Source organism: Pseudomonas sp. Irchel 3E20, from assembly GCF_900187645.1.
Lineage (GTDB): Bacteria > Pseudomonadota > Gammaproteobacteria > Pseudomonadales > Pseudomonadaceae > Aquipseudomonas.
Genome location: NZ_FYEE01000001.1, coordinates 211,791 through 236,970 on the forward strand (window position 1 = coordinate 211,791; position 25,180 = coordinate 236,970).

The window sequence follows — 25,180 nt, forward strand, 5'->3', positions numbered from 1 at the left end:
TATGAACTCCAGTCGACCTTATCTGGTCCGTGCGCTCTATGAGTGGATTGTGGATAACGATTGCACCCCGCACATGCTGGTCAATTCCGAGTACCCCTCGGTGCAAGTACCACAAGGCTTTGCCAGTGACGGGCAGATTGTCCTGAACGTGTCGCCCAGTGCTGTGCGGCATCTGCACATGGATAACGACGCGGTCAGCTTTGAGGGGCGTTTCGGCGGTGTGCCACACACGCTGTTCGTGCCCGTCGGGGCGATCCTGGGTATCTATGCCCGGGAGAATGGCCAGGGCATGGTTTTTGACCTGGATTCGTCCATGGACGAAGATGACGACGTGGAGCCGGATGGTGACGGTCCGCCACCCGATAGCGAACCGCCGCGCCCCAGTGGCCGGCCAAGCTTGAAAGTGGTCAAGTAACAAAAAAGGCGATCCAGAAATGGATCGCCTTTTTTAATGCCGCCAGGTTTGCAGGTGTCAGTCGATGTACTCGAACAGCTTGACGATCTTCTGCACGCCGGAAACGCCTTGCACCAGGTTGGTGGCCTGGGCCGCTTCCTGTTTGGTCAGCAGGCCGAGCAGGTAGACGATGCCGTTCTCGGTCACCACCTTGATGCGCGAGCCGGGAATGTTGGCATCGGCCAGCATCTGGGTTTTGATTTTGGTGGTCAGCCAGGCGTCATTCTGGCGAGCCAGAAGGGAAGAGGGCGCGATCACTTGCAGTTCGTTGTGCACGCGCTTGACTCGCTGAACGCTGCTGGCGGCCTGTTCGGCCTGGGCCTTGAGGTCGGCGCGCGGTGTCTGTCCGGCGAGCAGTACGACGCCGTTGAAGCTGGTGACGACGATGTGGGAGTTCTTATCCAGGTCCGGGTTGGCCTTGGCCACGTTCACACCGACTTTGGTTTCGATCAGCGAGTCGTCGATCTTACTGCCAAAGGTGCGGGTGCCACGGTCGTCTTCGATGGGCTTTTCACGGCTGGCGCTCACCACGGAGGTGCAGCCGCTGATGCTCAGGCATAGGGTCAAGGCCGCGAGGCCAAGTCGATAAGGGGTCATTCTTCACTCCCGAACAATTGGCTGTCGATCAAGTCGCAAAGGCAATGGATCGCCAGCAGGTGGACTTCCTGAATGCGTGCGGTGACGGTGGCCGGTACGCGTATCTCGACATCTTCCGGCAGCAGCAGAGAAGCCATGCCGCCACCATCGCGCCCGGTCAATGCTACGACAATCATGTCGCGATCATGTGCGGCCTGGATCGCCTGAATAATGTTGGCCGAGTTGCCGCTGGTGGAAATCGCCAGGAGCACATCGCCCGGTTGGCCCAGGGCGCGGATCTGCTTGGAAAAAATCTCGTTGTAGCTGTAGTCGTTGGCGATCGAGGTGATCGTCGAGCTGTCGGTGGTCAGCGCAATGGCTGGCAGGCTCGGGCGTTCGCGCTCGAAGCGGTTGAGCAGCTCGGAGGAGAAGTGCTGGGCATCGCCAGCGGAGCCACCGTTGCCGCAAGAAAGCATTTTGCCTTCATTGAGCAGAGTGTTGACCATGACCTGGCTGGCCAGCTCGATGTGCGGTGCAAGGACTTCCATCGCCTGTTGCTTGGTATCGATACTGGCCTGAAAAAGCTGGCGAATTCGCGATTGCATGTCCATCTGTGTGACCTTAAGTAGCGCGGCTTTTCAGCACATGAATGTGCAGCCCGCAAAGCAAAGAGCAAAAGTGTCGAGTGAAGATTGTCGGCTTGGCCTGGGTGCCCGGGTCAGCTGTCAAAGGCGTTTTGCAGCCAGTTCAAGGCTGGTGCCGAGCCGGTGGTGCTGTCTATCGCGACCACATCGAAGCGGCAGGGGTGATCTGCCCAGCGTGACTCGCTTTGTAAAAAGTACTGCGCGGCGAGGATCAGTTTCTGACGCTTGCGCTCATCGATACTGCCAAGCGCACCACCCCATTGGGTGTTCTTTCTGTAGCGAACTTCGACGAATACTACTGTATCGCCATCAAGCATGACCAGATCAAGCTCACCGCGCTTGCACAGCCAGTTCTGCGCCAGCAGGCGCAGGCCCTGTTGCTGGAGATGCCGGAGCGCGTGGTTCTCGGCATCTCTTCCATCTTGCTGGTGTGAGCGCTCGGGCATCAGCGCGGCGTGTCGGGCAGGCGCTGGACCTGGCCGCTGACAAACTGAGCCCAGGGCAACTGGCGCTGAACCCGCTGCGAAGGGGTCATGGTCAGGCTGCCGGAAGCGCCTTCGATGCGGCTGTCAGGCAGTGCCTTGAGCTGGCCCAGACGTGGTGCCAAACGGTAGGCATCTACGCCCATGGCGTACAGGCGACCCAGACTGCCGCCAGCTTGTGGCCATTGCGCGGCGACTTGGCGACGCAGGGGGTCGTTGGCGTCGAGCAGCCATGGCGTTTCGCAGAAGCGCACGCCATTCATGTCGTTGTATTGGTTTTGATCGCCGCTGGCGCTGAACACATGGGACGTGGCGTACACAGGCACATCGCCAGCGTACTGGAAGTTCAGGGTCGGTTTGATCTGCTGGGCTTGTTGCGGCGTGGCGGCCAGGAAGATGAACTCGATGTCCTGGCGGCGTGCCGGTTGCGCCGCGACTTGCGAGCCAACGGTGCTCTGCAGGCTCTTGGCCCGGCCTTCGCTCTGGCGCAACTGGAACAGGTCGGCGATTTGCTGGGCCAGGGCCACCGGTTGGTCGACACGCACGACGCCGAGCACGGAGCCGCCATTGCCTTCCCAATCCTGGCGGAACGCCTTGAGCACACGGTCGCCCCATTCGCCTTTAGGTACCATAACGGCGGCACGCTGCAAGCCATCAGCACGGGCGCGTTGCGAAACTTCGCGCGCCTCGTCTTCAGCGGCGAGGCCAAACTGGAACAGTTGCGCCGGGCCTTGATCGCCTTCGCTGTAGTTCAGGGCGAGGGTGGTGATAGGCAGTTGCGGGCGAGCGCTGAGCTGCTTGACCAGTGGTTTTTCCAGCGGGCCGATCACCAGTTGCACGCCGTCGGCCTGGGCCTTGCGGTAAAACTCGTCCAGGGAGGTCAGGCGCGAGCTGTCATAGAACTGAACGCTAGGTGGCTTCTGGCCGGCTTGCAGGGCTTGGTAGTGCGCCGCCATGAAACCTTCGCGCAATGCCTTGGCCACGGACGCCAGGGGGCCATCCTGAGGTAACAGCAGGGCGATTTTGTTCAGAGGCTGGCTAGCCAGTTCCTTGAGCTTGACCAGTGGCGTGGGCAGTTGCAGGGCGGCCGGGTGCTTTGGATTCTGGGCGCGCCAGCTATCGATCGCGGCTTGTTGCTGCTCCAGCGTGCCAGCAGTCTTAACCGCCAGGGCCAGGCTGAGCCAGCCGCCCAGGTCGTCGGGGCTGGCAGGCTGTAATTGGTCGGTGGGCAACGAGGCGATCAGGGTCCAGATGGCTTCGTGGTTTTTGCCGGCTGCTTCGCCGCTGAGCATGGGCGCAACCGAAATGCGTTCCCGTGCTGCAGCGAGGGTCTGGCCGTCGGCTTCCAATGCGCGAGCATGCACGCTGCCAGTGCGCACCCGCTGCTCGGTGGGCATTTCGCCCAGACGTTGCAGGCTCGGATGGCTCAGGGCGGTGAGGGCGGCCTTGGGTTGGTTGCGAGTCATGGCCAGTTCGGCTGAAAGGGTGCTGGCGAATACCTGTTGGCCGGGTTTGAGTGAGTCCAACGGTACTTGCGCCAGAATCTGCGCCGATTGACCGGCATTGCCCTGGCGATAGGCCAGGTCTGCGGCGCTGAGGCGCAATAGGGCGGCTTTTTCCGGGTTTTTGCTGGTGGCGGCCTGTTCGAGCAGTTGCTCGATGCTGGCATCCGGGGTTCGTGGGAGTTCGCCAAGGCTGGACGAGGGCGAGCTGGCGCAAGCGGCCAATAGGGCGGCAAGGCAGAGGGCAGAGAACAGCCGCAGGCAAGCGATCATGTAAGTGTTCCTGATACTCGATCAAATTAGCGTGGAATTGTACCCAAGCACTGGCCGGGGCGCGATGTTACTGGCGTCAAACTGTCAATTTAGGTCGTGCATGGCTGTTATAGGCACATAAATGACAATCGACCGCATTGCGCGAGCCTTTGCAGGGGCACGTTTTCATCACCTCTACGCGCTACAATGGCGCTTTTGTCGATCAAGAGGTGTGCGCTTTGACTGCTCCAGGTGCTTTGAATTCCGCTGCTGGCTCGCTTTATGTGGTGGCGACGCCCATCGGTAACCTGGACGACATCAGTGCGCGGGCGCTGAAAATCCTCCGTGACGTCGCGCTGATCGCCGCCGAGGACACGCGCCACTCGTTGCGCCTGTTGCAGCATTTCGGTATCCCTACGCCGCTGGCCGCTTGCCATGAGCACAACGAGCGCGACGAGGGCAGCCGGTTCATCACCCGCTTGTTGGCAGGGGATGACGTGGCGTTGATCTCCGACGCGGGCACGCCGCTGATTTCCGACCCTGGTTATCACTTGGTGCGCCAGGCGCGCGCAGCAGGCATCAATGTGGTCCCAGTGCCGGGCGCCTGTGCGTTGATCGCGGCGCTGTCTGCCGCGGGGCTGCCTTCGGACCGGTTCATCTTCGAGGGCTTTTTGCCCGCCAAGGCTGTTGGCCGCCGCGCGCGCCTGGAGCTATTAAAGGAAGAGCCGCGCACGCTGATCTTCTACGAGGCGCCGCACCGCATTCTCGAATGCCTGCAAGACATGGAACTGGTGTTTGGCGGCGAGCGCCCGGCCTTGCTGGCGCGGGAGCTGACCAAGACCTTCGAGACGCTCAAGGGCTTGCCGCTGGCGCAGTTGCGCGAGTTTGTCGAGGGCGATAGCAACCAGCAGCGTGGTGAGTGTGTGGTGCTGGTGGCAGGCTGGACCGCGCCGCAAAGCGACGAGGCGATCAGCGGCGAAGCCATGCGCATCCTGGACTTGCTGCTCAAGGAAATGCCCTTGAAACGCGCCGCAGCCCTGGCGGCGGAAATCACCGGTGAGCGCAAGAACATGCTGTATCAGGTGGCGTTGAGCAAACAGCAGGCAGAATAACCGGGCTGTGCGTCAGGCAAAAAGGTGCTTGGCCCTTGTTCTTGGGGCGATGTGCCGTTAACCTGCGCGGCGGAGAGTCGATCGGACAGTCGCTGCCCTCTATGAAAATTAGGGGGGGGAGGAAAGTCCGGGCTCCATAGGGCGGAGTGCCAGGTAATGCCTGGGGGGCGTGAGCCTACGGAAAGTGCCACAGAAAATAACCGCCTAAGCACTTCGGTGCCGGTAAGGGTGAAAAGGTGCGGTAAGAGCGCACCGCACGTCTGGCAACAGTTCGTGGCTAGGTAAACCCCACTCGGAGCAAGACCAAATAGGGTTCCAAGGCGTGGCCCGCGCTGGAACCGGGTAGGTTGCTAAAGGTGTCCAGTGATGGCCACCGTAGACGAATGACTGTTCAAGACAGAACCCGGCTTACAGATCGACTCTCCACCTCTTTCCCTCCCTGCTGGAATCACTGGCAGAAGCGCATTTGTAATACCGAAAAAATCTTACTCTTAATAAATCACTTTAACTTCCGGTCGTAGCTTTTTGAGCTGATGGAAGTTAACGGGTGCAATTCGCCGCCAAATTACTGCTGCCCCCTCTTTTACGCTCCTAAATATCCGTTCTGTAAGACTTTTCCTTTAGTCCGCGCCTTGACGGTGTGGTGGGCGCATTCCTATAGTGTGCGCAAGTGGCGGAAAGTGGCATGAAGTGGGTTTTTTGAGCGCAAAACGCTAATATTTGGAGAAGCGCAGACGTGTTTCGCGGAGCTAACGCTATCAGTCTCGATGCAAAGGGCCGTCTCGCCATGCCGAGCCGGTACCGTGACGAGCTCGTTTCGCGAAGTTCCGGTCAGTTAATCGTCACGATCGACGCCGTTGATCCTTGTTTATGTGTTTACCCGCTCGATGAGTGGGAGCTGATCGAAACCAAACTGCGCGCACTGCCTTCTCTGCGAGAAGAGAACCGCCGCCTGCAACGCTTGCTGATTGGCAATGCCGTGGATCTGGAGCTCGATGGCAGTGGCCGTTTCCTGGTTCCGCCCCGTTTGCGCGAATACGCCAAGCTCGATAAACGCGCCATGCTGGTGGGCCAACTGAACAAGTTCCAGTTATGGGACGAAGATGCCTGGGATGCGGTTTCTGCCGCTGACCTGGCTGCCATTCAACAACCGGGCGCCATGCCTGATGAACTGCGTGATTTGATCCTGTGACTATTGATAGCGGCTTTAACCACATCACCGTACTGCTTGACGAAGCCGTCGAGGCTCTCGCCGTACGTGCTGATGGCTGCTATTTGGATGGCACGTTCGGGCGCGGTGGGCACAGCCGCTTGATCCTCAGCCACCTTGGGCCAGAGGGACGGCTGCTGGGGTTCGACAAGGACCCTCAAGCGATTGCCACAGGGCAAGCGCTAGCGGCCGAAGACGGCCGCTTTGTCATTGTGCAGCGCAGTTTTGCCGAGTTGGGTGCCGAAGTGGCCGAGCGCGGCATGGCCGGCAAGGTCAGCGGCGTGCTGCTGGACCTTGGCGTGTCGTCGCCGCAGCTGGACGACCCGGAGCGCGGCTTCAGCTTCATGAACGATGGCCCCCTCGACATGCGCATGGACCCGTCGCGCGGGGTCAGTGCTGCCGAGTTCGTCAATACCGCACCCGTGGAAGAAATCGCCCGTGTCTTCAAGGAATACGGCGAAGAGCGCTTTTCCGGGCGTATGGCTCGTGCCGTGGCCGAGCGCCGAGATATCACGCCGTTCGAACGCACTGCCGACCTGGCCGAAGTACTGAAAGTCGCCAACCCTGCCTGGGAAAAGGGCAAGAACCCCGCTACCCGCGCGTTTCAGGGCCTGCGCATCCACGTCAACAACGAGTTGGGCGACCTGGAGACCGGCCTGGAAGCCGCATTGGAGTCCCTGGAAGTGGGCGGGCGCCTGGTCGTTATCAGCTTCCACTCCCTGGAAGACCGCATCGTCAAACTGTTCATGCGCAAACTGGTCAAGGGCGAATCGGACAACCTGCCGCGTAACCTGCCTGTACGCTTTGAAGCGTTCGTGCCAAAAATCAAAGTCCATGGCAAGGCGCAGTTCGCGGGTGAAGCCGAACTCAAGGCCAACCCGCGCGCCCGTAGCGCGGTCATGCGCGTCGCGGAGAAGCTGCGGTGAGCAGGCTTTTCGCCAAGCCCCTGCCCGGCGGAAGCTTTTTCATGCTGCTGCTGTTCATTGGCGTGCTCGTCTCGGCGATTGCCGTGTCTTACAGCGCCCACTGGAATCGCCAGTTGCTCAACACCCTGTACGGAGAGTTGAGCGTACGCGACAAAGCTCAGGCCGAATGGGGGCGTTTGATCCTCGAGCAAAGCACTTGGACCGCCCACAGCCGTATTGAAGTGCTGGCCACCGAGCAACTGAAAATGCGCATTCCCGGCGCGGCAGAAGTGCGAATGGTGGCGCCATGATGAAACTCGAGGGCGCGCTCTATCCGTGGCGTTTCCGCGTGGTGCTGGGGTTGCTGGCACTGATGGTGGGCGCGATCGCCTGGCGTATCGTCGACCTGCAAGTGGTCGACCGTGCGTTCCTCAAGGGTCAGGGCGATGCGCGCAGCGTGCGGCACATCCCTATCCCGGCGCACCGCGGGCTGATTACAGACCGCAATGGCGAGCCCCTGGCCGTCAGCACTCCGGTGACCACCCTGTGGGCCAACGCCAAGGAAATGCAGCAGGCCAAGGCCCAGTGGCCGTCCCTCGCGGCGGCATTGGGGCAGGACCCGAAGGTGTTGTCCGAGCGCCTGCAAGCCCAGGCCAATAAAGAATTCATCTATCTGGTGCGCGGCCTTACCCCCGAGCAGGGCCAGAGCGTGCTCGATCTGAAAGTGCCGGGCGTGTATGGCATCGAAGAGTTCCGCCGCTTTTACCCTGCCGGAGAAGTCACCGCCCATATGGTCGGCTTTACCGACATCGATGATCGCGGGCGCGAAGGCGTGGAGTTGGCCTATGACGAATGGCTGGCCGGTGTCGCCGGCAAGCGCCAAGTCATCAAGGATCGGCGCGGCAGGTTAATCAAGGATGTCCAGGTCACCAAAAACGCCAAGGCCGGTAAGCCCTTGGCGTTGTCGATTGACCTGCGCCTGCAATACCTGGCCAACCGCGAGTTGCGCAACGCCATCGTCGATAACGGCGCCAAGGCCGGTAGCCTGGTAATTATGGACGTCAAGACCGGCGAGATTCTGGCCATGGTCAACCAGCCGACCTACAACCCCAACAACCGTCGCAACCTGCAGCCGGCGATGATGCGCAACCGCGCCATGATCGACGTGTTCGAGCCGGGTTCGACCATGAAAGCGATCTCCATGAGCGCGGCCCTGGAAAGTGGGCGCTGGAAGCCCAGCGACAAAGTCGAGGTGTATCCGGGCACGCTGCAACTGGGCAAATACACCATCCGTGACGTGTCCAGGACCGAAGGCCCGGTGCTTGACCTCACAGGCATCCTGATTAACTCCAGTAACGTGGGCATGAGCAAGATTGCCTTCGATATCGGCGGCGAGAGCATTTTCCGCCTGGCACAAAAAATCGGCCTGGGCCAGGACACCGGCCTGGGTTTCCCGGGTGAGCGTGTCGGCAACCTGCCCAACTACCGCGAATGGCGCAAGGCCGAAACGGCCACGCTGTCTTACGGCTACGGCTTGTCGGTGACCGCGATCCAACTGGTTCACGCTTTCTCGGTCCTGGCCAACAACGGTCGCATGGCGCCGCTGACTCTGATTAAGACCGACAAGGCTCCAGACACCGCCCAGGTGATCCCGGAGCACGTCGCCAAGACCATCCAGGGCATGTTGCAGCAAGTGATCGAAGCCCCGCGCGGCGTGTTCCGTGCGCAAGTGCCGGCCTATCACGTGGCGGGCAAGTCCGGTACCGCGCGCAAGACCTCCGTGGGCACCAAGGGTTACGCCGAGAATTCCTACCGTTCGCTGTTCGCCGGTTTCGGCCCCATGAGCGACCCGCGCTACGCCATCGTTGTCGTCATCGACGAACCGAGCAAGGCCGGCTACTTCGGTGGCCTGGTTTCGGCGCCGGTGTTCAGCAAAGTGATGTCCGGCACCCTGCGCCTGATGAACATCACCCCGGATAACCTGCCGGCCACGCAGCAAGCGGCCACGGCACCGGTAGTACCTGTGCAAGCCAATGGAGGGCGCGGCTGATGTCTCTTAGCCTAAACAAGATTTTCGCCCATGCCGGCCATGATCTGCTGATTCGTGAACTGACCCTCGACAGTCGCCACGTGCGCGCCGGCGACCTGTTCCTCGCGGTGCCGGGCGGCAAGCTCGACGGCCGTGCCCACATCGCCGATGCCTTGCAACGCGGTGCGGCGGCGGTGGCCTATGAGGTCGAAGGCGCCACCGTGTTGCCGATCACCGATGTCCCGCTGATCCCGGTCAAGGGCTTGGCGGCGCAGCTTTCCGATATCGCCGGGCGTTTCTACGGCGAGCCGAGCCGCCACCTGAACCTGGTGGGCGTCACCGGCACCAACGGCAAAACCAGCGTGACCCAATTGGTGGCCCAGGCCCTGGACCTGTTGGGCCAGCACTGTGGCATCGTCGGCACCTTGGGCACCGGTTTCTACGGCGCGCTGCAAAGCGGCCTGCACACCACGCCCAACCCGATTGCCGTGCAAGCCACCCTGGCGGACCTGAAAAAGGCCGGGGCCAAGGCTGTGGCCATGGAAGTGTCTTCCCACGGGTTGGATCAGGGCCGGGTCAGCGCCCTGGCGTTCGACGTGGCAGTGTTGACCAACCTGTCCCGCGATCACCTGGATTACCACGGCACCATGCAGGCTTATGGCCAAGCCAAGGCCAAGCTGTTCGCCTGGAACGACTTGCGCTGCCGGGTCATCAACCTGGACGACGCATTCGGCCGGCAACTGGCGGCGCAACCGCAGGATTCGCGCCTGATCGGCTACAGCCTGGAAGATTCGAGCGCCTACCTTTATTGCCGCGAAGCCCACTTCGACGATGAAGGCGTGCGCGCCACCCTGGTCACGCCCCAGGGCGAGCACCATTTGCGCAGCACCCTGCTGGGGCGTTTCAACCTGAGCAACGTGCTGGCGGCGATTGGCGCCTTACTCGGCCTGGATTACCCACTGGATGAAATCCTGCGGGTTCTGCCCAAGCTCGAAGGCCCGGTTGGGCGCATGCAACGCCTCGGTGGCGGGGCGCGGCCGCTGGTGGTGGTTGACTACGCCCACACCCCGGACGCCTTGGAAAAAGTATTGATGGCCCTGCGCCCCCATGCCAAGGGCCAGTTGCTGTGCCTGTTCGGCTGTGGCGGTGACCGTGATCGCGGCAAACGGCCGTTGATGGCGGCCACCGTCGAACGCTTGGCCGACGGCGTGCTCGTCACCGACGACAACCCACGCAGCGAAGACCCCGCGCAGATTTTCGCGGACATCCGCGCCGGTTTCACGGCGGTGGATAACGTCACCTTTGTCGCCGGTCGTGGTGTTGCCATTGCCCAGTTGATCGCCGGTGCCAGCGCCGATGATGTGATTGTTTTGGCCGGCAAAGGTCACGAGGACTATCAGGAAATCAACGGCGAGCGCCAGCCCTTCTCCGACCTGGTGGAGGCCCAACGCGCCTTGGCCGCGTGGGAGGTGGCCCATGCTTAAAGCCTTGTTGCTGAGCGAAGTCGCCGCGGTGCTGGGCGGCCGCCTGCTGGGCGCCGATGCACGCTTTGACGGTGTAAGCATCGACAGCCGTGCCATCGCTGCGGGCCAGTTGTTCGTCGCTCTGATCGGGCCGCGTTTCGACGGCCACGATTACCTCAATCAAGTGGCCGCCAAAGGCGCGGTCGCAGCCTTGGTGGAGCGGGAAGTGGCCAACAGCGCGATCCCGCAGTTGCTGGTGGCCAACGCCCGCGTGGCCCTGGGCCAACTGGGTGCCCTGAACCGTGCGGCGTACACCCACCCGGTAGTGGCCATCACCGGCTCCAGCGGCAAGACCACGGTCAAGGAAATGCTCGCCAGCATCCTGCGCACCCGCGGGCCCGTGCACGCGACCCGCGGCAATCTGAATAACGATCTGGGCGTGCCATTGACCCTGCTCGAACTGGCCCCGCAACACACCGCGGCCGTCATCGAACTGGGCGCTTCGCGCCTCGGCGAGATCGCCTACACCGTGGCCATGACCCGGCCCCACGTTGCCGTGCTCAACAATGCCGGCACAGCCCACGTCGGCGAGTTTGGCGGCCCGGAAAAAATCGTCGAGGCCAAAGGCGAGATCATCGAAGGCCTGCAGGCCGACGGTATCGCCGTGCTCAACCGCGACGACAAAGCCTTCGCCATTTGGCAGGCCCGCGCCGGCGCACGCCGGGTGCTGAGTTTTGCCCTGAGCAACAGCGCCGCCGATTTCCATGCCAGCGACATGAGCCTCGATGCTCGTGGCTGCCCGGCGTTCACCCTGCACGCGCCCGATGGCAGCGAGCGGGTGCAACTGAACCTGCTCGGCACCCATAACATCGCCAATGCCTTGGCCGCCGCCGCTGCCGCCCATGCCTTGGGTGTGTCGCTGTTCGGCATCGCCACCGGCCTGGGCGCGGTGCAACCGGTCAAGGGCCGCACGGTCGCGCAACTGGCGCGCAACGGTATGCGTGTGATCGATGACACTTACAACGCCAACCCCACCTCAATGTGCGCCGCCATTGATATACTCGCCGGCTTTTCCGGGCGCACCGTCCTGGTGCTCGGCGATATCGGCGAATTGGGTGACTGGGCGCAGCAGGGCCACCACGACGTGGGCGCCTATGCCGCCGGCAAGGTTTCGACCCTATACGCCGTGGGCCCGCTGATGGCTCACGCGGTACAGGCTTTTGGCCCGCAGGCCCGTCATTTCGCCACCCAGGCTGAGTTGATTGCCGCCCTGGGCGCCGAGCAGGACCCAAACACCACCATTTTGATTAAGGGATCGCGCAGCGCGGCGATGGAAAACATCGTTGCGGCTTTGTGTGGCCCGAGCGGGGAGAAACATTAATGCTGCTGCTGCTAGCGGAGTATCTGCAACAGTTCCACAAAGGCTTCGCGGTCTTCCAGTATCTGACCCTGCGCGGGATTCTCGGGGTACTGACCGCGCTGTCCTTGTCGTTGTGCCTGGGCCCGTGGATGATCCGTACCCTGCAAAACCTGCAAATTGGCCAGTCGGTGCGTAACGACGGGCCGCAGTCGCACCTGTCCAAATCCGGTACGCCGACCATGGGCGGCGCATTGATCCTGTCTTCCATCGGCATCAGCACCCTGTTGTGGGCCGATCTGAGCAACCGCTACGTGTGGGTTGTGCTCCTGGTGACACTGTTGTTCGGCGCCATCGGTTGGGTGGATGACTACCGCAAGGTGATCGAGAAGAACTCCAAAGGCCTGCCGAGCCGCTGGAAGTACTTCTGGCAATCGGTGTTCGGCCTGGGCGCGGCAGTCTTCCTTTATATGACTGCGCCAAGCGCGGTGGAAACCACCCTGATCCTGCCGATGCTCAAAGACATCAGCATCCCCTTGGGCGCGGGCTTCGTCGTGCTGACCTACTTCGTGATCGTCGGCTCGAGCAACGCAGTCAACCTGACCGACGGCCTCGATGGCCTGGCGATCATGCCGACCGTGATGGTGGGCGGCGCGCTGGGGATTTTTTGCTACCTGTCGGGCAACGTAAAATTCGCTGAATACCTGTTGATCCCCTACGTGCCGGGCGCCGGCGAGCTGATCGTGTTCTGCGGCGCGCTGATCGGCGCCGGCCTGGGCTTTTTGTGGTTCAACACCTACCCGGCGCAAGTGTTCATGGGTGACGTCGGCGCGCTGGCGCTGGGCGCGGCCCTGGGCACCATCGCGGTGATCGTGCGCCAGGAAATCGTGCTGTTCATCATGGGCGGCGTGTTCGTGATGGAAACCCTGTCGGTGGTGATTCAGGTCGCCTCCTTCAAATTGACCGGCCGCCGGGTGTTTCGCATGGCGCCGATCCACCACCACTTTGAACTCAAGGGCTGGCCCGAGCCGCGTGTGATCGTCCGTTTCTGGATCATCACCGTGATTCTGGTGCTGTTCGGCCTTGCCACCCTGAAACTGAGGTAGAAACGAGTGTCCTTGATCGCTTCTGACCACTTCCGCATCGTTGTCGGCCTCGGCAAGAGCGGCATGTCCCTGGTTCGCTTCCTGGCGAACCGGGGCACGTCGTTTGCCGTGGCCGACACGCGGGAAAATCCACCGGAGCTGGTCACGCTGCGCCGTGACTATCCGCACGTGGAAGTGCGTTGTGGCGAGTTGGATGTGGAATTTCTGTGCCGTGCCGACGAGCTCTACGTGAGCCCCGGCCTGGCCCTGGCCACCCCGGCCCTGCAAGCCGCCGCGGCCCGTGGCGTGAAGTTGTCCGGTGACATCGAGCTGTTTGCGCGCAACGCCAAGGCGCCGATCGTCGCCATCAGCGGTTCCAACGCGAAAAGCACCGTGACCACCCTGGTGGGCGAGATGGCCGCAGCGGCGGGCAAGCGTGTCGCCGTGGGCGGCAACCTCGGCACGCCGGCGCTGGACCTGCTCAGCGACGACGTCGAGTTGTACGTGATGGAGTTGTCGAGTTTCCAACTCGAAACCACCGATCAACTGGGCGCCGAAGTGGCCACCGTGCTCAACATCAGCGAAGACCACATGGACCGCTACAGCGGCCTGCCGGCGTATCACCTGGCCAAGCACCGGATCTTCCGGGGGGCGCGGCAAGTGGTGGTCAACCGCCAGGATGCCCTGAGCCGTCCGCTGATGGGTGAGGGCCTGCCGTGCTGGACCTTCGGCTTGAGCCAGCCCGATTTCAAGGCTTTTGGCCTGCGCGAAGAAAACGGCGAGAAGTACCTGGCGTTCGAGTTCCAAAACCTGATGCCGGTACGCGAGCTGAAAATCCGCGGCTCCCACAACCAGTCCAATGCCCTCGCGGCCCTGGCGCTGGGCCATGCGGTGGGCCTGCCGTTCGACGCCATGTTGGCGACCCTGCGCACCTTCGCCGGCCTGGAGCATCGCTGCCAGTGGCTGCGCGACCTGGACGGCGTGAGCTACTACAACGACTCCAAAGCCACCAACGTCGGCGCGGCGCTGGCGGCCATCGAAGGCCTGGGCGCGGACATCAGCGGCAAACTGGTGCTGATTGCCGGGGGTGATGGCAAGGGGGCCGAATTCAAGGACCTGCACAACCCGGTGGCGGCCAACTGCCGCGCCGTGGTGCTGATGGGCCGCGACCGCGAACTGATCGCCCAGGCCTTGGGCGATGCGGTGCCGCTGATCCGCGTCGACTCGCTGGATGAGGCAGTGGCCCAGTGCCGCACACTGGCCCAGCCGGGCGATGCGGTGCTGCTGTCGCCGGCCTGCGCCAGTTTTGACATGTTCAAGAACTACGAAGACCGTGGGCAATTGTTCGCCCGCGCCGTGGAGGGCTTGGCATGATCGCGGCCCTGAGCAACATCATCAAACCGTACCCTTCGCCGTTGATTACCGGGCGCGGCATCGACCTCGACTTCCCGATGCTCGCCGGTTGCCTGGCGCTGCTGGGCCTGGGGCTGGTGATGATTACCTCGGCGTCGTCGGAAGTGGCGGCGGTGCAGTCCGGCAACACGCTTTATCACATGATCCGCCACCTGGTATACCTGCTGATCGGCCTGGGGGCTTGCTTGGTCACCATGATGATCCCTATCGCCACCTGGCAACGCCTGGGCTGGCTGATGCTGGTCGGTGCCTTCGGCCTGTTGGTGATGGTGCTGATACCGGGCATCGGCCGTGAAGTGAACGGTTCTATGCGCTGGATCGGCTTTAGTTTCTTCAACGTGCAGCCTTCGGAAATCGCCAAGGTCTTTGTGGTCATCTACCTCGCCGGTTACCTGGTGCGCCGCCAAAAAGAGGTGCGCGAGAGCTGGATGGGTTTCTTCAAGCCGTTCATCGTGCTGCTGCCCATGGCCGGCCTGTTGCTGATGGAACCGGACTTCGGCGCCACCGTGGTGATGATGGGCGCGGCGGCGGCCATGCTGTTCCTCGGCGGCGTCGGCTTGTTCCGCTTTGCCTTGATGGTGGCGCTGGCTGTCGGCGCGGTGTTCGTCCTGGTGCAGGCGCAGCCTTACCGGATGGCCCGCTTGATTACCTTTACCGACCCCTGGGCCGACCAGTTCGGCTCCGGCTACCAGTTGACCCAGGCGTTGATCGCCTTCGGTCGTGGCGAATGGCTGGGCGTGGGCCTGGGCAACAGTGTGCAGAAGCAGTTCTACCTGCCTGAAGCCCATACCGACTTCGTGTTTTCCGTGTTGGCCGAAGAACTGGGCGTCGTGGGCTCGTTGGTGACGCTGGCGTTGTTTACCTTCGTCTGCGTGCGGGCCATGTACATCGGTTTGTGGGCAGAGAAGGCCAAGCAGTTCTTTGCCGCCTACGTGGCCTACGGCTTGGCGTTCCTGTGGATCGGCCAGTTCCTGATTAACATCGGCGTGAACACCGGGCTGCTGCCAACCAAAGGCCTGACTTTGCCTTTCCTCAGTTACGGCGGCAGTTCGTTGGTGATCTGCTGCGCGTGCCTGGGCCTGTTGTTGCGCATCGAGTGGGAGAGCCGTACCCACCTGGGCAGCGAGGAGATGGAGTTCAAAGAGAGCGACTTCGCCGAGGAGCCGACCCATGGGCGCTAACGTGCTGATTATGGCCGGCGGCACCGGCGGCCACGTGTTCCCGGCCCTGGCCTGTGCCCGTGAATTCCAGGCGCGTGGCTACACCGTGCACTGGCTCGGCACCCCGCGCGGGATCGAGAATGAATTGGTGCCCGGCGCCGGCCTGCAGTTGCATCTGATCGACGCCAGTGGCCTGCGGGGTAAGGGCAAGTTGTCGTTGCTCAAGGCGCCGTTCATGTTGCTCAAGTCGATCTGGCAGGCGCGTAAGGTGATCCGCCAGTTGCGTCCGGTGTGCGTGGTCGGTTTTGGTGGCTATGTCACCGGCCCCGGCGGCGTTGCGGCCAAGTTGGCCGGCGTGCCGGTGATCGTCCACGAGCAGAACGCCGTGGCCGGCACCGCCAACCGCTTGCTGGTGCCCTTGGCGGCGCGGGTCTGCGAAGCCTTCCCGGATACCTTCGCCGCCTCGGCCTCGCGCCGTACCACTGGCAACCCGGTGCGCGGCGAACTGTTCCTCAATACCCCGCGCCCGGCCCTGGCCGAGCGCCGCGCGCGCTTGCTGATCCTGGGCGGAAGCCTGGGCGCCGAACCGCTGAACAAACTGCTGCCCGAAGCCCTGGCCCTGGTCGCCGCGCAGCTGCGCCCCGAGGTGTTCCACCAGGCAGGCAAGCATCACGATGAAGTCACCGCCCAGCGCTATCGCGCCGCGGGTGTCGATGCCCAGGTGCAACCCTTCATCAAAGACATGGCCCAAGCCTATGGCTGGGCCGACCTGGTGGTCTGCCGCGCAGGCGCGCTGACCGTCAGTGAACTGGCCGCTGCCGGGCTGCCCTCGATGCTGGTGCCGTTGCCCCATGCCATCGACGATCACCAGACCCGCAACGCCGACTATTTGGCCCGTGAAGGCGCTGCCTTCCTGATGCCGCAGAGAACGACTGGTGCAGCGGACCTTGCCGCTCGCCTGACAGAGGTTTTGATGCAACCAGAACGACTCGACACCATGGCCCAGGCTGCTCGCCGCCTGGCCAAACCCGATGCCACCCGTAACGTGGTCGATACCTGCCTGGAGGTGGTTCATGGTTGAGAATCAAAAAGCCATGCCGCAACCGGAAATGCGCCGTATCCGCCGCATCCACTTCGTCGGTATCGGCGGCGTGGGCATGTGCGGGATCGCCGAAGTGTTGTTGAACCTGGGCTACAACGTCTCCGGTTCCGACCTCAAGGCATCGCCCGTCACTGAACGCCTGGAATCCTTTGGCGCTCAGATCTTCATCGGACACCGCGCCGAGAACGCCGCGAGCGCCGATGTATTGGTGGTTTCCAGTGCCGTGAACACCTCCAACCCGGAAGTCGCCACCGCCCTGGAACGCCGTATCCCGGTGGTGCCGCGCGCCGAGATGCTGGCCGAGCTGATGCGTTACCGCCACGGCATCGCCGTCGCCGGCACCCACGGCAAAACCACCACCACCAGCCTGATCGCTTCGGTGTTCGCCGCCGGTGGCCTGGACCCGACCTTCGTCATCGGTGGCCGGCTGAATGCAGCAGGCACCAATGCACAACTGGGCACCAGCCGTTACCTGATCGCCGAAGCCGACGAAAGCGACGCCAGTTTCCTGCACTTGCAGCCGCTGGTGGCCGTGGTCACCAACATCGACGCCGACCACATGGCGACCTACGACGGCGACTTCAACAAACTGAAGAAAACCTTCGTCGAGTTCCTGCACAACCTGCCGTTCTACGGGCTGGCGGTGCTGTGCCTGGACGACCCGGTGGTGCGCGAAATTCTGCCGCTGGTCAAGCGCCCGACCGTGACCTACGGCTTCAGCGAAGAAGCGGACGTGCGTGCGATCAATGTTCGCCAGCAAGGCATGCAGACCTTCTTCACCGTTCTGCGCCCCGACCGCGAGCCGCTGGACGTCTCGGTGAACATGCCGGGCAACCACAATGTGCTCAACTCCCTGGCGACCATTTGCATCGCCACCGACGAAGGCGTCAGCGATGAGGCCATCGTCCAGGGCCTGTCGGGCTTCCAGGGTGTGGGCCGACGCTTCCAGGTCTACGGCGAACTGCCGGTCGAAGGCGGCAACGTGATGCTGGTGGACGATTACGGCCACCACCCGACCGAAGTCGCGGCCGTCATCAAAGCGGTGCGCGGCGGTTGGCCGGAGCGGCGCCTGGTGATGGTCTACCAGCCGCACCGCTACAGCCGCACTCGCGATCTGTACGACGATTTCGTGCAGGTGCTGGCCGACGCCAACGTGCTGCTGCTGATGGAGGTCTACCCGGCCGGCGAGGAGCCGATCCCGGGGGCCGACAGCCGCCAGTTGTGCCACAGCATCCGCCAGCGCGGCCAACTCGACCCGATCTACATCGAGCGCGGTGTCGACCTCGCGCCGCTGGTCAAGCCACTGCTGCGCGCCGGCGACATCCTGCTGTGCCAGGGTGCCGGTGATATCGGCGGCCTCGCGCCCAAACTCTTGAATAGCCCGCTGTTCGCGGGGGCCGTTGCTGCCGGCCAGGGGAAATCGAAATGACTGCTGCCTACGCCAACCTGGCCTCCACCCTGGACCCGAAAAGCTTCGGCCGCGTCGCTGTGCTGTTCGGCGGCAAGAGCGCCGAGCGCGAAGTCTCGCTCAAGTCCGGCAATGCGGTACTCAGCGCGCTGCAAAGCGGTGGGGTGGACGCGTTCGGCATCGACGTGGGCGACGATTTCTTGCAACGCCTGCTCAGCGAAAAAATCGACCGTGCCTTCATCATCCTCCACGGCCGTGGCGGTGAAGACGGCAGCATGCAGGGCCTGCTCGAATGCGCCGGCATCCCTTACACCGGCAGCGGCATCCTCGCCTCGGCCTTGGCCATGGACAAATTGCGCACCAAACAGGTGTGGCACAGCCTGGGTATTCCGACGCCGCGCCACACCGTGTTGTGCAGCGAAGAGGACTGTATTTCTGCCATCAAGGAACTGGGCCTGCCTTTGATCGTCAAACCGGCCCATGAAGGTTCAAGTATTGGTATGGCCAAGGTGACCTCCGCCCCCGAGTTGATCGAGGCGTGGAAAGCGGCCAGTACCTACGATTCGCAAGTGTTGGTCGAGCAATGGATCCAGGGTCCGGAGTTCACCATCGCCACCCTGCGTGGCCAGGTTTTGCCGCCCATCGCCCTGGGCACGCCCCACACCTTTTACGACTACGACGCCAAGTACCTGGCTTGCGATACCCAGTACCGGATCCCGTGTGGTCTGGCGCCGCAGAAAGAACAGGAACTCATGGACCTCACCGCCAAGGCCTGCGATGCGCTGGGCATTGGCGGCTGGGGCCGGGCCGATGTGATGCAAGACGCCGACGGGCAGTTCTGGTTCCTGGAAGTCAACACCGCGCCGGGCATGACCGACCACAGCCTGGTGCCGATGGCGGCCCGTGCGGCCGGCCTGGATTTCCAGCAACTGGTGCTGTCGATCCTGGCGGCCAGTGTCGAGGCGAGAGGTTAAACCCATGCAAGGCGCATCCCTACGTCATCAGCAACCCGCACCCGGCCGCAAGCCGGTGCCGCGTGGTGCCAGCCGTATGGTGGCAAAAGAGCCGATGTCGGTGCGCCTGCCCAAAGCCAATTTCGGCTTCCTCAAGGCCTTGTTCTGGCCAGTGCTGCTGGTGGCGCTGGGTTTTGGTACCTATGAAGGCGCGCAGCGCCTGATGCCTTACGCCGACCGGCCGATCACCAAGATTAATGTGCAGGGCGACTTGAGCTACATCAGCCAGCAAGCGGTGCAGCAGCGGATCGCCCCCTATGTGGCGGCGAGCTTCTTCACCATCGACCTGGCCAGCATGCGCGCCGAACTTGAGACCATGCCGTGGATTGCCCACGCCGAAGTGCGCCGCGTGTGGCCGGACCAGGTGGTGATCCGCCTCGAAGAGCAACTGCCCGTGGCCCGTTGGGGCGACGAGGCACTGCTCAACAACCAGGGCGAGGCATTCACGCCGCGTGAGCTGGCCAATTACGAGCACCTGCCGCAGTTGTTCGGCCCGCAGCGCGCCCAGCAGCAGGTGATGCAGCAGTATCAGGTGCTCAGCCAGATGCTGCGCCCGATGGGGTTTTCCATTGCCCGTCTGGAGTTGCGTGAGCGCGGTAGCTGGTTTTTGACCACCGGTGCCGGTAGCGCGGGCCCGGGGATCGAGCTGTTGCTGGGCCGCGGGGCTTTGGTGGAAAAGATGCGCCGCTTTATCGCCATCTACGACAAGACGCTCAAAGAACAGATTACGAACATTGCGCGCATCGATTTGCGCTACGCCAACGGCCTCGCCGTCGGCTGGCGCGAACCTGCGACGCCCGAGGCGGCCCAACCCGCCGTCGCGAAGAATTGAGAAGAGGCAGGACCATGGCAAACGTGCAAAGCGGCAAAATGATCGTCGGTCTGGATATCGGCACCTCCAAGGTGGTGGCGCTGGTGGGCGAGGTCGCGGGCGACGGCACGCTGGAAATCGTCGGCATCGGCACCCATCCTTCCCGCGGCCTGAAGAAGGGCGTGGTGGTGAACATCGAGTCCACCGTGCAGTCGATCCAGCGCGCCATCGAAGAAGCGCAGTTGATGGCGGGCTGCCGCATCCACTCGGCGTTCGTCGGTGTTGCGGGCAATCACATCCGCAGCCTGAACTCCCACGGCATCGTGGCGATCCGCGACCGCGAAGTCAGCTCCGCGGACTTGGAGCGGGTACTGGATGCGGCGCAAGCGGTGGCCATCCCCGCCGACCAGCGCGTGCTGCACACGCTGCCCCAGGACTACGTGATCGACAACCAGGAAGGCGTGCGCGAGCCGCTGGGCATGTCTGGCGTGCGCCTGGAAGCCAAGGTCCACGTAGTCACCTGCGCGGTGAACGCGGCACAGAACATCGAAAAATGCGTGCGCCGTTGTGGCCTGGAAATCGACGACATCATCCTTGAGCAACTGGCCTCGGCCTACTCGGTGTTGACCGACGACGAGAAAGAGCTGGGCGTGTGCCTGGTGGACATCGGCGGCGGCACCACCGACATCGCAATCTTCACCGAGGGCGCGATCCGCCACACGGCGGTGATCCCGATTGCGGGTGACCAGGTGACTAACGACATCGCCATGGCCCTGCGCACCCCGACCCAGTACGCCGAAGAAATCAAGATCCGCTACGCCTGCGCCCTGGCCAAACTGGCCGGCGCCGGCGAAACCATCAAGGTGCCGAGCGTGGGCGACCGTCCACCGCGCGAACTGTCGCGCCAGGCCCTGGCCGAGGTGGTCGAGCCGCGTTACGACGAACTGTTCACCCTGATCCAGGCCGAACTGCGTCGCAGCGGCTACGAAGACCTGATCCCGGCCGGCATCGTACTCACCGGCGGTACTTCGAAAATGGAAGGCGCGGTGGAGCTGGCCGAAGAGATTTTCCACATGCCGGTGCGCCTGGGCGTGCCCCATGGTGTCAAAGGCCTGGATGACGTGGTGCGCAACCCGATTTATTCCACAGGCGTTGGCCTGTTGATGTATGGCCTGCAGAAGCAGTCCGACGGGGTGTCGTTCTCCGGCATCGGCAGCAGCCGCGACAACAACAGCGATGAGGCCAAGGCGCCGTTGCTGGAGCGGTTGCAGGCGTGGGTCAAAGGGAATTTTTAAGCTTCAAGTGGCACGCTACACGCGGCAAAAAGCAGCATGCAGGACGTAGTAAGCAGTAGGCGCAGTAGGCGAAAAAACTAGAGAAATGAAAGGAGAGGGAAAATGTTCGAACTCGTAGACAACATCCCGCAAAGCCCGGTCATCAAGGTTATCGGTGTTGGCGGAGGCGGCGGCAACGCTGTCAATCACATGGTCAAGAGCAACATTGAAGGCGTTGAGTTCATCTGCGCCAACACTGATGCCCAGGCGCTGAAAAGCATCGGCGCGCGGACCATCCTGCAACTGGGCACTGGCGTGACCAAAGGCCTGGGTGCCGGCGCCAATCCTGAAGTCGGCCGTCAGGCCGCTCTGGAAGACCGCGAGCGTATCGCCGAGGTCCTGCAGGGCACCAACATGGTGTTCATCACCACCGGCATGGGCGGCGGTACCGGTACCGGTGCGGCGCCGATCATCGCCGAAGTGGCCAAGGAAATGGGCATCCTCACCGTTGCGGTGGTGACCCGTCCGTTCCCGTTCGAAGGCCGCAAACGCATGCAGATCGCCGATGAAGGCATTCGCCTGCTGTCGGAGAGCGTCGATTCGTTGATTACCATCCCTAACGAAAAGCTGCTCACCATCCTGGGCAAGGACGCCAGCCTGCTGTCGGCGTTCGCCAAGGCTGACGACGTGCTGGCCGGTGCCGTTCGCGGTATCTCCGACATCATCAAGCGCCCGGGCATGATTAACGTCGACTTTGCCGACGTGCGTACCGTGATGAGCGAAATGGGCATGGCAATGATGGGCACTGGCTGCGCCAGCGGTCCGAACCGTGCGCGTGAAGCCACTGAAGCAGCCATCCGCAACCCGTTGCTTGAAGACGTGAACCTGGAAGGCGCGCGCGGCATCCTGGTGAACATCACCGCCGGTCCTGACCTGTCCCTGGGTGAGTACTCCGACGTGGGTAGCATCATCGAGGCGTTCGCTTCCGAGCACGCGATGGTCAAGGTCGGTACCGTGATCGATCCGGACATGCGCGATGAGCTGCATGTCACCGTGGTCGCCACCGGTCTGGGCGCGAAAATCGAGAAGCCTGTGAAGGTCATCGACAACACCGTCCACACCTCCATGGCTGCCCAGGCACCTGTTGCCTCGCGTCAGGAACTGCCGTCGGTGAACTACCGCGACCTGGACCGCCCAACCGTGATGCGCAACCAGGCCCAGGCCAGTGCTGCGACCGCGGCCAAGCTCAATCCGCAGGATGATCTGGATTACCTGGACATCCCGGCGTTTCTGCGTCGTCAGGCCGATTGATGGAATGTATCAGGGGGATGAAGGTGATTGGTGTTCAGCAAAGGCCGGGTCTGCTATTATCGCCAGCCTTTGTTGATACCAGTTCGCAATTTGCGCTGAAGCGGCCCAAGCCATGATTAAACAACGCACCCTGAAGAATATTATCCGTGCCACAGGTGTAGGCCTGCATTCCGGGGAGAAGGTATACCTGACCCTCAAGCCTGCGCCTGTAGACACCGGCATTGTGTTTTGTCGTGCCGACCTGGACCCTGTGGTGCAGATTCCTGCTCGCGCAGAAAACGTTGGCGAAACCACGATGTCGACCACGCTGGTCAACGGTGACGTCAAAGTGGACACGGTGGAGCACTTGCTTTCGGCCATGGCTGGCCTGGGCATCGATAACGCCTACGTCGAGCTCTCCGCGTCCGAAGTCCCGATCATGGATGGTAGCGCTGGACCCTTCGTATTCCTGATTCAATCTGCCGGCCTGGAAGAACAGGACGCAGCCAAGAAGTTCATCCGTATCCTGCGTGAAGTGACAGTGGAAGACGGCGACAAGCGCGCCACTTTCGTCCCTTTCGAGGGTTTCAAAGTGAGCTTCGAGATCGATTTCGATCACCCGGTTTTCCGTGACCGCACCCAAAGTGCAAGCGTGGATTTTTCCAGCACTTCGTTCGTAAAAGAAGTCAGCCGCGCCCGTACCTTTGGTTTCATGAGTGACATCGAGTACCTGCGCAAGCACAACCTCGCACTCGGCGGCAGCGTTGAAAACGCCATCGTGGTGGATTCGGATGGCGTGTTGAACGAAGACGGCCTTCGCTATGAAGACGAATTCGTCAAACACAAGATCCTCGATGCAATCGGTGACCTCTACCTGCTGGGCAACAGCCTGATTGGTGAGTTCAAAGGCTTCAAGTCGGGCCATGCACTGAACAACCAGCTCCTGCGCAAACTCATTGAGCAGAAAGATGCCTGGGAAGTCGTGACCTTCGAAGACGCCAGCACCGCGCCGATCTCTTACATGCGTCCGGTTGCGGCCGTGTAAGCAATACTCTCTTTCTTTAGTTTTTAAAGGCTGCCTTCGGGTGGCCTTTTTTTATGCTCGTGTCATTGGGTTTCAACCGGCCACTTCCACCCGGTTGCGGCCGCTGTACTTGGCCCGGTACAGGGCCTTGTCGGCGCGGTAGAACAGGGTGTCGAGGCTGTGCTCGGCCTGGCCGTGCCAGGTGGCGACGCCGACGCTCACGGTGATCGAAGTGTCTTCGCCCGCCATGGGCGCCAGCTGTGCCACTTCGGCGCGCACGTTTTCGGCCAGGCGTTGGGCACCGATGGCGTCGGTTTCCGGCAGCACCACGGCGAACTCCTCGCCGCCGTAACGCGCCGCCAGGTCGCCGGGGCGGCGGATATTGGCCTTGACCACCGCTGCCACCCGGGCCAGCGCCTCGTCGCCCAACTGATGGCCGTGTTGGTCGTTGAGGCGCTTGAAGTGGTCGATGTCCACCATCAGCAGCGACAGCTCACGGCCCGAGCGCTGGGCCCGGGCCCATTCGCGCTCCAGCGCCTGGTCCAGGGTGCGGCGGTTGGCCAGCCCGGTCAGGCTGTCGGTGGCGGCGAGGTGGGCCAGCTCCTGCTCGGCGCTGTGGCGCCGGCGCAGTTCATGGCACAGCAACAGAGTCAGCCACAGCAGGCCCAGGCACAACACCCCGGTGGCGAGGGTGACCACCCATGCCGTGCGCCACCACGCGGCAAACACTTCGTCGGTGGACAAGGCCACGACCACCAGCAGCGGCAGGTTGCCGACCTGGGAAAAGGTGTACAGCCGCTCGCGCCCGTCGATGCTGGAAATGCCGCTGAAACTGCCATTGCCTTCATGCAGGATGCGCACGAAGTTGGGCCGGGCACTGAAGTCGATGCCAATCTGTTCTTCCCCGGCATTCGGCGGCTCCTGGGCCAGCAGCAGGCCGCTGGTGCTCAGCAGGTTGATGGAACTGTCGCGTTCGATGCTCAGGCTGCGGAACAACTGATTGAAGTAGTTCAGGCGCATCGCCGCTTCCGCCACCCCCATGAACTCGCCCTGCTCGGAGCTGATGCGGCGGCTGAAGCTGATGCGCCAGTCGTGGGGCGGCAAGGCGCTCTTGAACGGGCGGCTGATGAACATGCCCAGGTTGGGGTTGTCTTGATGGGCGCTGAAAAAGTCGCGCTGGGCGTAGGTGGTGCTGCGCGGGATCACCGAGGCCGAGTCGGCCACCACCTTGCCCTGGCGATCGAGGAGCATGATCGCGCCCTTGTACGGCGCCGCCGTGGCACGGTCGAATTGCACCAGGTGGCGGACCTGCGGCGAAACCTGTTGCAGGTCGGTGCGCAGGGACGCAGCGATCAGGCCTTTGAGGGACAGGTCATACAGCTCCACATTGCGCAGCACATCGGCGTCGATCAGTTGCACGATATTGGCCGCCGCGCGGGTCGCCGCCACCTCGGCGCTGCCGTGTTCGCGGATCAGCAGGAACGTGACGATGCCGACGATGGCGATCACCGTCAGTGAACTGCCGAGCACCAGAAACCATTCCGAGCGGCTGCGGGGGATCAGGGGCGAAAGTGGGCGAGCAGGCATGTTCAATCCCTGATGACAGTGCGCCCT

Annotated in this window: 23 protein-coding genes and 1 other RNA gene; 19 read left to right on the forward strand and 5 right to left on the reverse strand. The window is 62.6% G+C overall.

Going from position 1 to position 25,180, the window contains the following annotated elements; genetic code table 11:
* Position 1: 1 nt before the first annotated feature.
* A complete protein-coding gene (locus CKW13_RS00910; RefSeq protein WP_095106053.1) occupies positions 2 to 415 on the forward strand; it encodes a ClpXP protease specificity-enhancing factor in 414 nt (137 codons plus the stop codon).
* 57 nt (positions 416 to 472) lie between these two features.
* Here the strand turns inward: CKW13_RS00910 and CKW13_RS00915 are convergent, their stop codons facing one another.
* The 4 genes from CKW13_RS00915 to CKW13_RS00930 form a co-directional block, all read right to left on the reverse strand.
* Positions 473 to 1,051 (reverse strand): BON domain-containing protein, encoded by a 579-nt coding sequence (locus tag CKW13_RS00915; protein WP_095106055.1) that lies wholly within the window; start codon positions 1,049 to 1,051, stop codon positions 473 to 475.
* Positions 1,048 to 1,641 carry a phosphoheptose isomerase gene (locus CKW13_RS00920; RefSeq protein WP_095106057.1) on the reverse strand — a complete coding sequence of 198 codons (594 nt, stop codon included), beginning with the start codon at positions 1,639 to 1,641 and terminating at the stop codon, positions 1,048 to 1,050. The genes CKW13_RS00915 and CKW13_RS00920 overlap by 4 nt, the downstream gene beginning before the upstream one ends.
* Positions 1,642 to 1,748: 107 nt before the next feature.
* A complete protein-coding gene (locus CKW13_RS00925) occupies positions 1,749 to 2,120 on the reverse strand; it encodes a YraN family protein (protein WP_095106059.1) in 372 nt (123 codons plus the stop codon).
* Positions 2,120 to 3,931, reverse strand: coding sequence for a penicillin-binding protein activator (locus CKW13_RS00930; protein ID WP_095106061.1), 1,812 nt, complete (start codon positions 3,929 to 3,931; stop codon positions 2,120 to 2,122). The genes CKW13_RS00925 and CKW13_RS00930 overlap by 1 nt, the downstream gene beginning before the upstream one ends.
* Positions 3,932 to 4,167: 236 nt before the next feature.
* Between CKW13_RS00930 and rsmI the strand changes: the two genes are divergently transcribed.
* The 18 genes from rsmI (at position 4,168) to lpxC (ending at position 23,587) form a co-directional block, all read left to right on the forward strand.
* A complete protein-coding gene (gene rsmI / locus CKW13_RS00935; RefSeq protein WP_176465033.1) occupies positions 4,168 to 5,022 on the forward strand; it encodes a 16S rRNA (cytidine(1402)-2'-O)-methyltransferase in 855 nt (284 codons plus the stop codon).
* Positions 5,023 to 5,095: 73 nt separating this feature from the next.
* An RNA gene (rnpB, locus tag CKW13_RS00940) (RNase P RNA component class A) lies at positions 5,096 to 5,449 on the forward strand.
* Between the two features lie 309 nt (positions 5,450 to 5,758).
* Positions 5,759 to 6,214, forward strand: a complete 456-nt coding sequence (gene mraZ / locus CKW13_RS00945) for a division/cell wall cluster transcriptional repressor MraZ (protein WP_019693566.1) — start codon at positions 5,759 to 5,761, stop codon at positions 6,212 to 6,214.
* The gene (gene rsmH, locus CKW13_RS00950) at positions 6,211 to 7,158 is read left to right on the forward strand and encodes a 16S rRNA (cytosine(1402)-N(4))-methyltransferase RsmH (protein WP_371856204.1); all 948 of its coding nucleotides are present in this window, start codon (positions 6,211 to 6,213) and stop codon (positions 7,156 to 7,158) included. The genes mraZ and rsmH overlap by 4 nt, the downstream gene beginning before the upstream one ends.
* Positions 7,155 to 7,448: a cell division protein FtsL gene (gene ftsL, locus CKW13_RS00955; RefSeq protein WP_095106063.1), complete on the forward strand. Its 294-nt coding sequence runs from the start codon at positions 7,155 to 7,157 to the stop codon at positions 7,446 to 7,448. The genes rsmH and ftsL overlap by 4 nt, the downstream gene beginning before the upstream one ends.
* Positions 7,448 to 9,187: a penicillin-binding protein 2 gene (locus tag CKW13_RS00960; protein WP_176465034.1), complete on the forward strand. Its 1,740-nt coding sequence runs from the start codon at positions 7,448 to 7,450 to the stop codon at positions 9,185 to 9,187. The genes ftsL and CKW13_RS00960 overlap by 1 nt, the downstream gene beginning before the upstream one ends.
* Positions 9,187 to 10,650 (forward strand): UDP-N-acetylmuramoyl-L-alanyl-D-glutamate--2,6-diaminopimelate ligase, encoded by a 1,464-nt coding sequence (locus CKW13_RS00965; protein WP_095106068.1) that lies wholly within the window; start codon positions 9,187 to 9,189, stop codon positions 10,648 to 10,650. The genes CKW13_RS00960 and CKW13_RS00965 overlap by 1 nt, the downstream gene beginning before the upstream one ends.
* On the forward strand, positions 10,643 to 12,010 hold the full coding sequence (murF, locus tag CKW13_RS00970) for a UDP-N-acetylmuramoyl-tripeptide--D-alanyl-D-alanine ligase (RefSeq protein WP_095106070.1): 1,368 nt from the start codon (positions 10,643 to 10,645) through the stop codon (positions 12,008 to 12,010). The genes CKW13_RS00965 and murF overlap by 8 nt, the downstream gene beginning before the upstream one ends.
* Positions 12,010 to 13,092 carry a phospho-N-acetylmuramoyl-pentapeptide-transferase gene (mraY, locus tag CKW13_RS00975; RefSeq protein WP_095106072.1) on the forward strand — a complete coding sequence of 361 codons (1,083 nt, stop codon included), beginning with the start codon at positions 12,010 to 12,012 and terminating at the stop codon, positions 13,090 to 13,092. The genes murF and mraY overlap by 1 nt, the downstream gene beginning before the upstream one ends.
* Positions 13,093 to 13,098: 6 nt before the next feature.
* Complete coding sequence (gene murD, locus CKW13_RS00980) at positions 13,099 to 14,445, forward strand: UDP-N-acetylmuramoyl-L-alanine--D-glutamate ligase (RefSeq protein WP_095106074.1); 1,347 nt, start codon at positions 13,099 to 13,101, stop codon at positions 14,443 to 14,445.
* Positions 14,442 to 15,665, forward strand: coding sequence for a putative lipid II flippase FtsW (gene ftsW / locus CKW13_RS00985; protein ID WP_095106076.1), 1,224 nt, complete (start codon positions 14,442 to 14,444; stop codon positions 15,663 to 15,665). Before murD ends, ftsW begins: the two co-directional genes overlap by 4 nt.
* Positions 15,655 to 16,725 (forward strand): undecaprenyldiphospho-muramoylpentapeptide beta-N-acetylglucosaminyltransferase, encoded by a 1,071-nt coding sequence (gene murG / locus CKW13_RS00990; protein ID WP_095106078.1) that lies wholly within the window; start codon positions 15,655 to 15,657, stop codon positions 16,723 to 16,725. The genes ftsW and murG overlap by 11 nt, the downstream gene beginning before the upstream one ends.
* The gene (gene murC / locus CKW13_RS00995) at positions 16,718 to 18,175 is read left to right on the forward strand and encodes a UDP-N-acetylmuramate--L-alanine ligase (protein WP_095106080.1); all 1,458 of its coding nucleotides are present in this window, start codon (positions 16,718 to 16,720) and stop codon (positions 18,173 to 18,175) included. The genes murG and murC overlap by 8 nt, the downstream gene beginning before the upstream one ends.
* Positions 18,172 to 19,128 (forward strand): D-alanine--D-alanine ligase, encoded by a 957-nt coding sequence (locus CKW13_RS01000; RefSeq protein WP_095106082.1) that lies wholly within the window; start codon positions 18,172 to 18,174, stop codon positions 19,126 to 19,128. Before murC ends, CKW13_RS01000 begins: the two co-directional genes overlap by 4 nt.
* A 4-nt stretch (positions 19,129 to 19,132) precedes the next feature.
* On the forward strand, positions 19,133 to 19,999 hold the full coding sequence (locus CKW13_RS01005; RefSeq protein ID WP_095106084.1) for a cell division protein FtsQ/DivIB: 867 nt from the start codon (positions 19,133 to 19,135) through the stop codon (positions 19,997 to 19,999).
* Positions 20,000 to 20,013: 14 nt separating this feature from the next.
* Positions 20,014 to 21,273, forward strand: coding sequence for a cell division protein FtsA (ftsA, locus tag CKW13_RS01010; protein ID WP_095106086.1), 1,260 nt, complete (start codon positions 20,014 to 20,016; stop codon positions 21,271 to 21,273).
* A gap of 102 nt (positions 21,274 to 21,375) precedes the next feature.
* Positions 21,376 to 22,563, forward strand: a complete 1,188-nt coding sequence (gene ftsZ, locus CKW13_RS01015) for a cell division protein FtsZ (RefSeq protein ID WP_095106090.1) — start codon at positions 21,376 to 21,378, stop codon at positions 22,561 to 22,563.
* Positions 22,564 to 22,675: 112 nt separating this feature from the next.
* The gene (gene lpxC / locus CKW13_RS01020) at positions 22,676 to 23,587 is read left to right on the forward strand and encodes a UDP-3-O-acyl-N-acetylglucosamine deacetylase (protein WP_095106092.1); all 912 of its coding nucleotides are present in this window, start codon (positions 22,676 to 22,678) and stop codon (positions 23,585 to 23,587) included.
* A 72-nt stretch (positions 23,588 to 23,659) separates the two neighbouring features.
* On the opposite strand, the gene CKW13_RS01025 is transcribed toward lpxC, so the two are convergent.
* Positions 23,660 to 25,153 (reverse strand): sensor domain-containing diguanylate cyclase, encoded by a 1,494-nt coding sequence (locus tag CKW13_RS01025; protein WP_095106094.1) that lies wholly within the window; start codon positions 25,151 to 25,153, stop codon positions 23,660 to 23,662.
* Between the last annotated feature and the right edge of the window lie 27 nt (positions 25,154 to 25,180).

Bases quoted from the DNA above. Each gene is read 5' to 3' on its own strand.
- CKW13_RS00910 (WP_095106053.1), top strand. From the start codon at position 2: ATGAACTCCAGTCGACCTTATCTGGTCCGTGCGCTCTATGAGTGGATT.
- CKW13_RS00915 (WP_095106055.1), bottom strand. From the start codon at position 1,051: ATGACCCCTTATCGACTTGGCCTCGCGGCCTTGACCCTATGCCTGAGC.
- CKW13_RS00920 (WP_095106057.1), bottom strand. From the start codon at position 1,641: ATGGACATGCAATCGCGAATTCGCCAGCTTTTTCAGGCCAGTATCGAT.
- CKW13_RS00925 (WP_095106059.1), bottom strand. From the start codon at position 2,120: ATGCCCGAGCGCTCACACCAGCAAGATGGAAGAGATGCCGAGAACCAC.
- CKW13_RS00930 (WP_095106061.1), bottom strand. From the start codon at position 3,931: ATGATCGCTTGCCTGCGGCTGTTCTCTGCCCTCTGCCTTGCCGCCCTA.
- CKW13_RS00960 (WP_176465034.1), top strand. From the start codon at position 7,448: ATGAAACTCGAGGGCGCGCTCTATCCGTGGCGTTTCCGCGTGGTGCTG.
- CKW13_RS00965 (WP_095106068.1), top strand. From the start codon at position 9,187: ATGTCTCTTAGCCTAAACAAGATTTTCGCCCATGCCGGCCATGATCTG.
- murF (WP_095106070.1), top strand. From the start codon at position 10,643: ATGCTTAAAGCCTTGTTGCTGAGCGAAGTCGCCGCGGTGCTGGGCGGC.
- mraY (WP_095106072.1), top strand. From the start codon at position 12,010: ATGCTGCTGCTGCTAGCGGAGTATCTGCAACAGTTCCACAAAGGCTTC.
- ftsW (WP_095106076.1), top strand. From the start codon at position 14,442: ATGATCGCGGCCCTGAGCAACATCATCAAACCGTACCCTTCGCCGTTG.
- murG (WP_095106078.1), top strand. From the start codon at position 15,655: ATGGGCGCTAACGTGCTGATTATGGCCGGCGGCACCGGCGGCCACGTG.
- murC (WP_095106080.1), top strand. From the start codon at position 16,718: ATGGTTGAGAATCAAAAAGCCATGCCGCAACCGGAAATGCGCCGTATC.
- CKW13_RS01000 (WP_095106082.1), top strand. From the start codon at position 18,172: ATGACTGCTGCCTACGCCAACCTGGCCTCCACCCTGGACCCGAAAAGC.
- CKW13_RS01005 (WP_095106084.1), top strand. From the start codon at position 19,133: ATGCAAGGCGCATCCCTACGTCATCAGCAACCCGCACCCGGCCGCAAG.
- ftsA (WP_095106086.1), top strand. From the start codon at position 20,014: ATGGCAAACGTGCAAAGCGGCAAAATGATCGTCGGTCTGGATATCGGC.
- ftsZ (WP_095106090.1), top strand. From the start codon at position 21,376: ATGTTCGAACTCGTAGACAACATCCCGCAAAGCCCGGTCATCAAGGTT.
- lpxC (WP_095106092.1), top strand. From the start codon at position 22,676: ATGATTAAACAACGCACCCTGAAGAATATTATCCGTGCCACAGGTGTA.
- CKW13_RS01025 (WP_095106094.1), bottom strand. From the start codon at position 25,153: ATGCCTGCTCGCCCACTTTCGCCCCTGATCCCCCGCAGCCGCTCGGAA.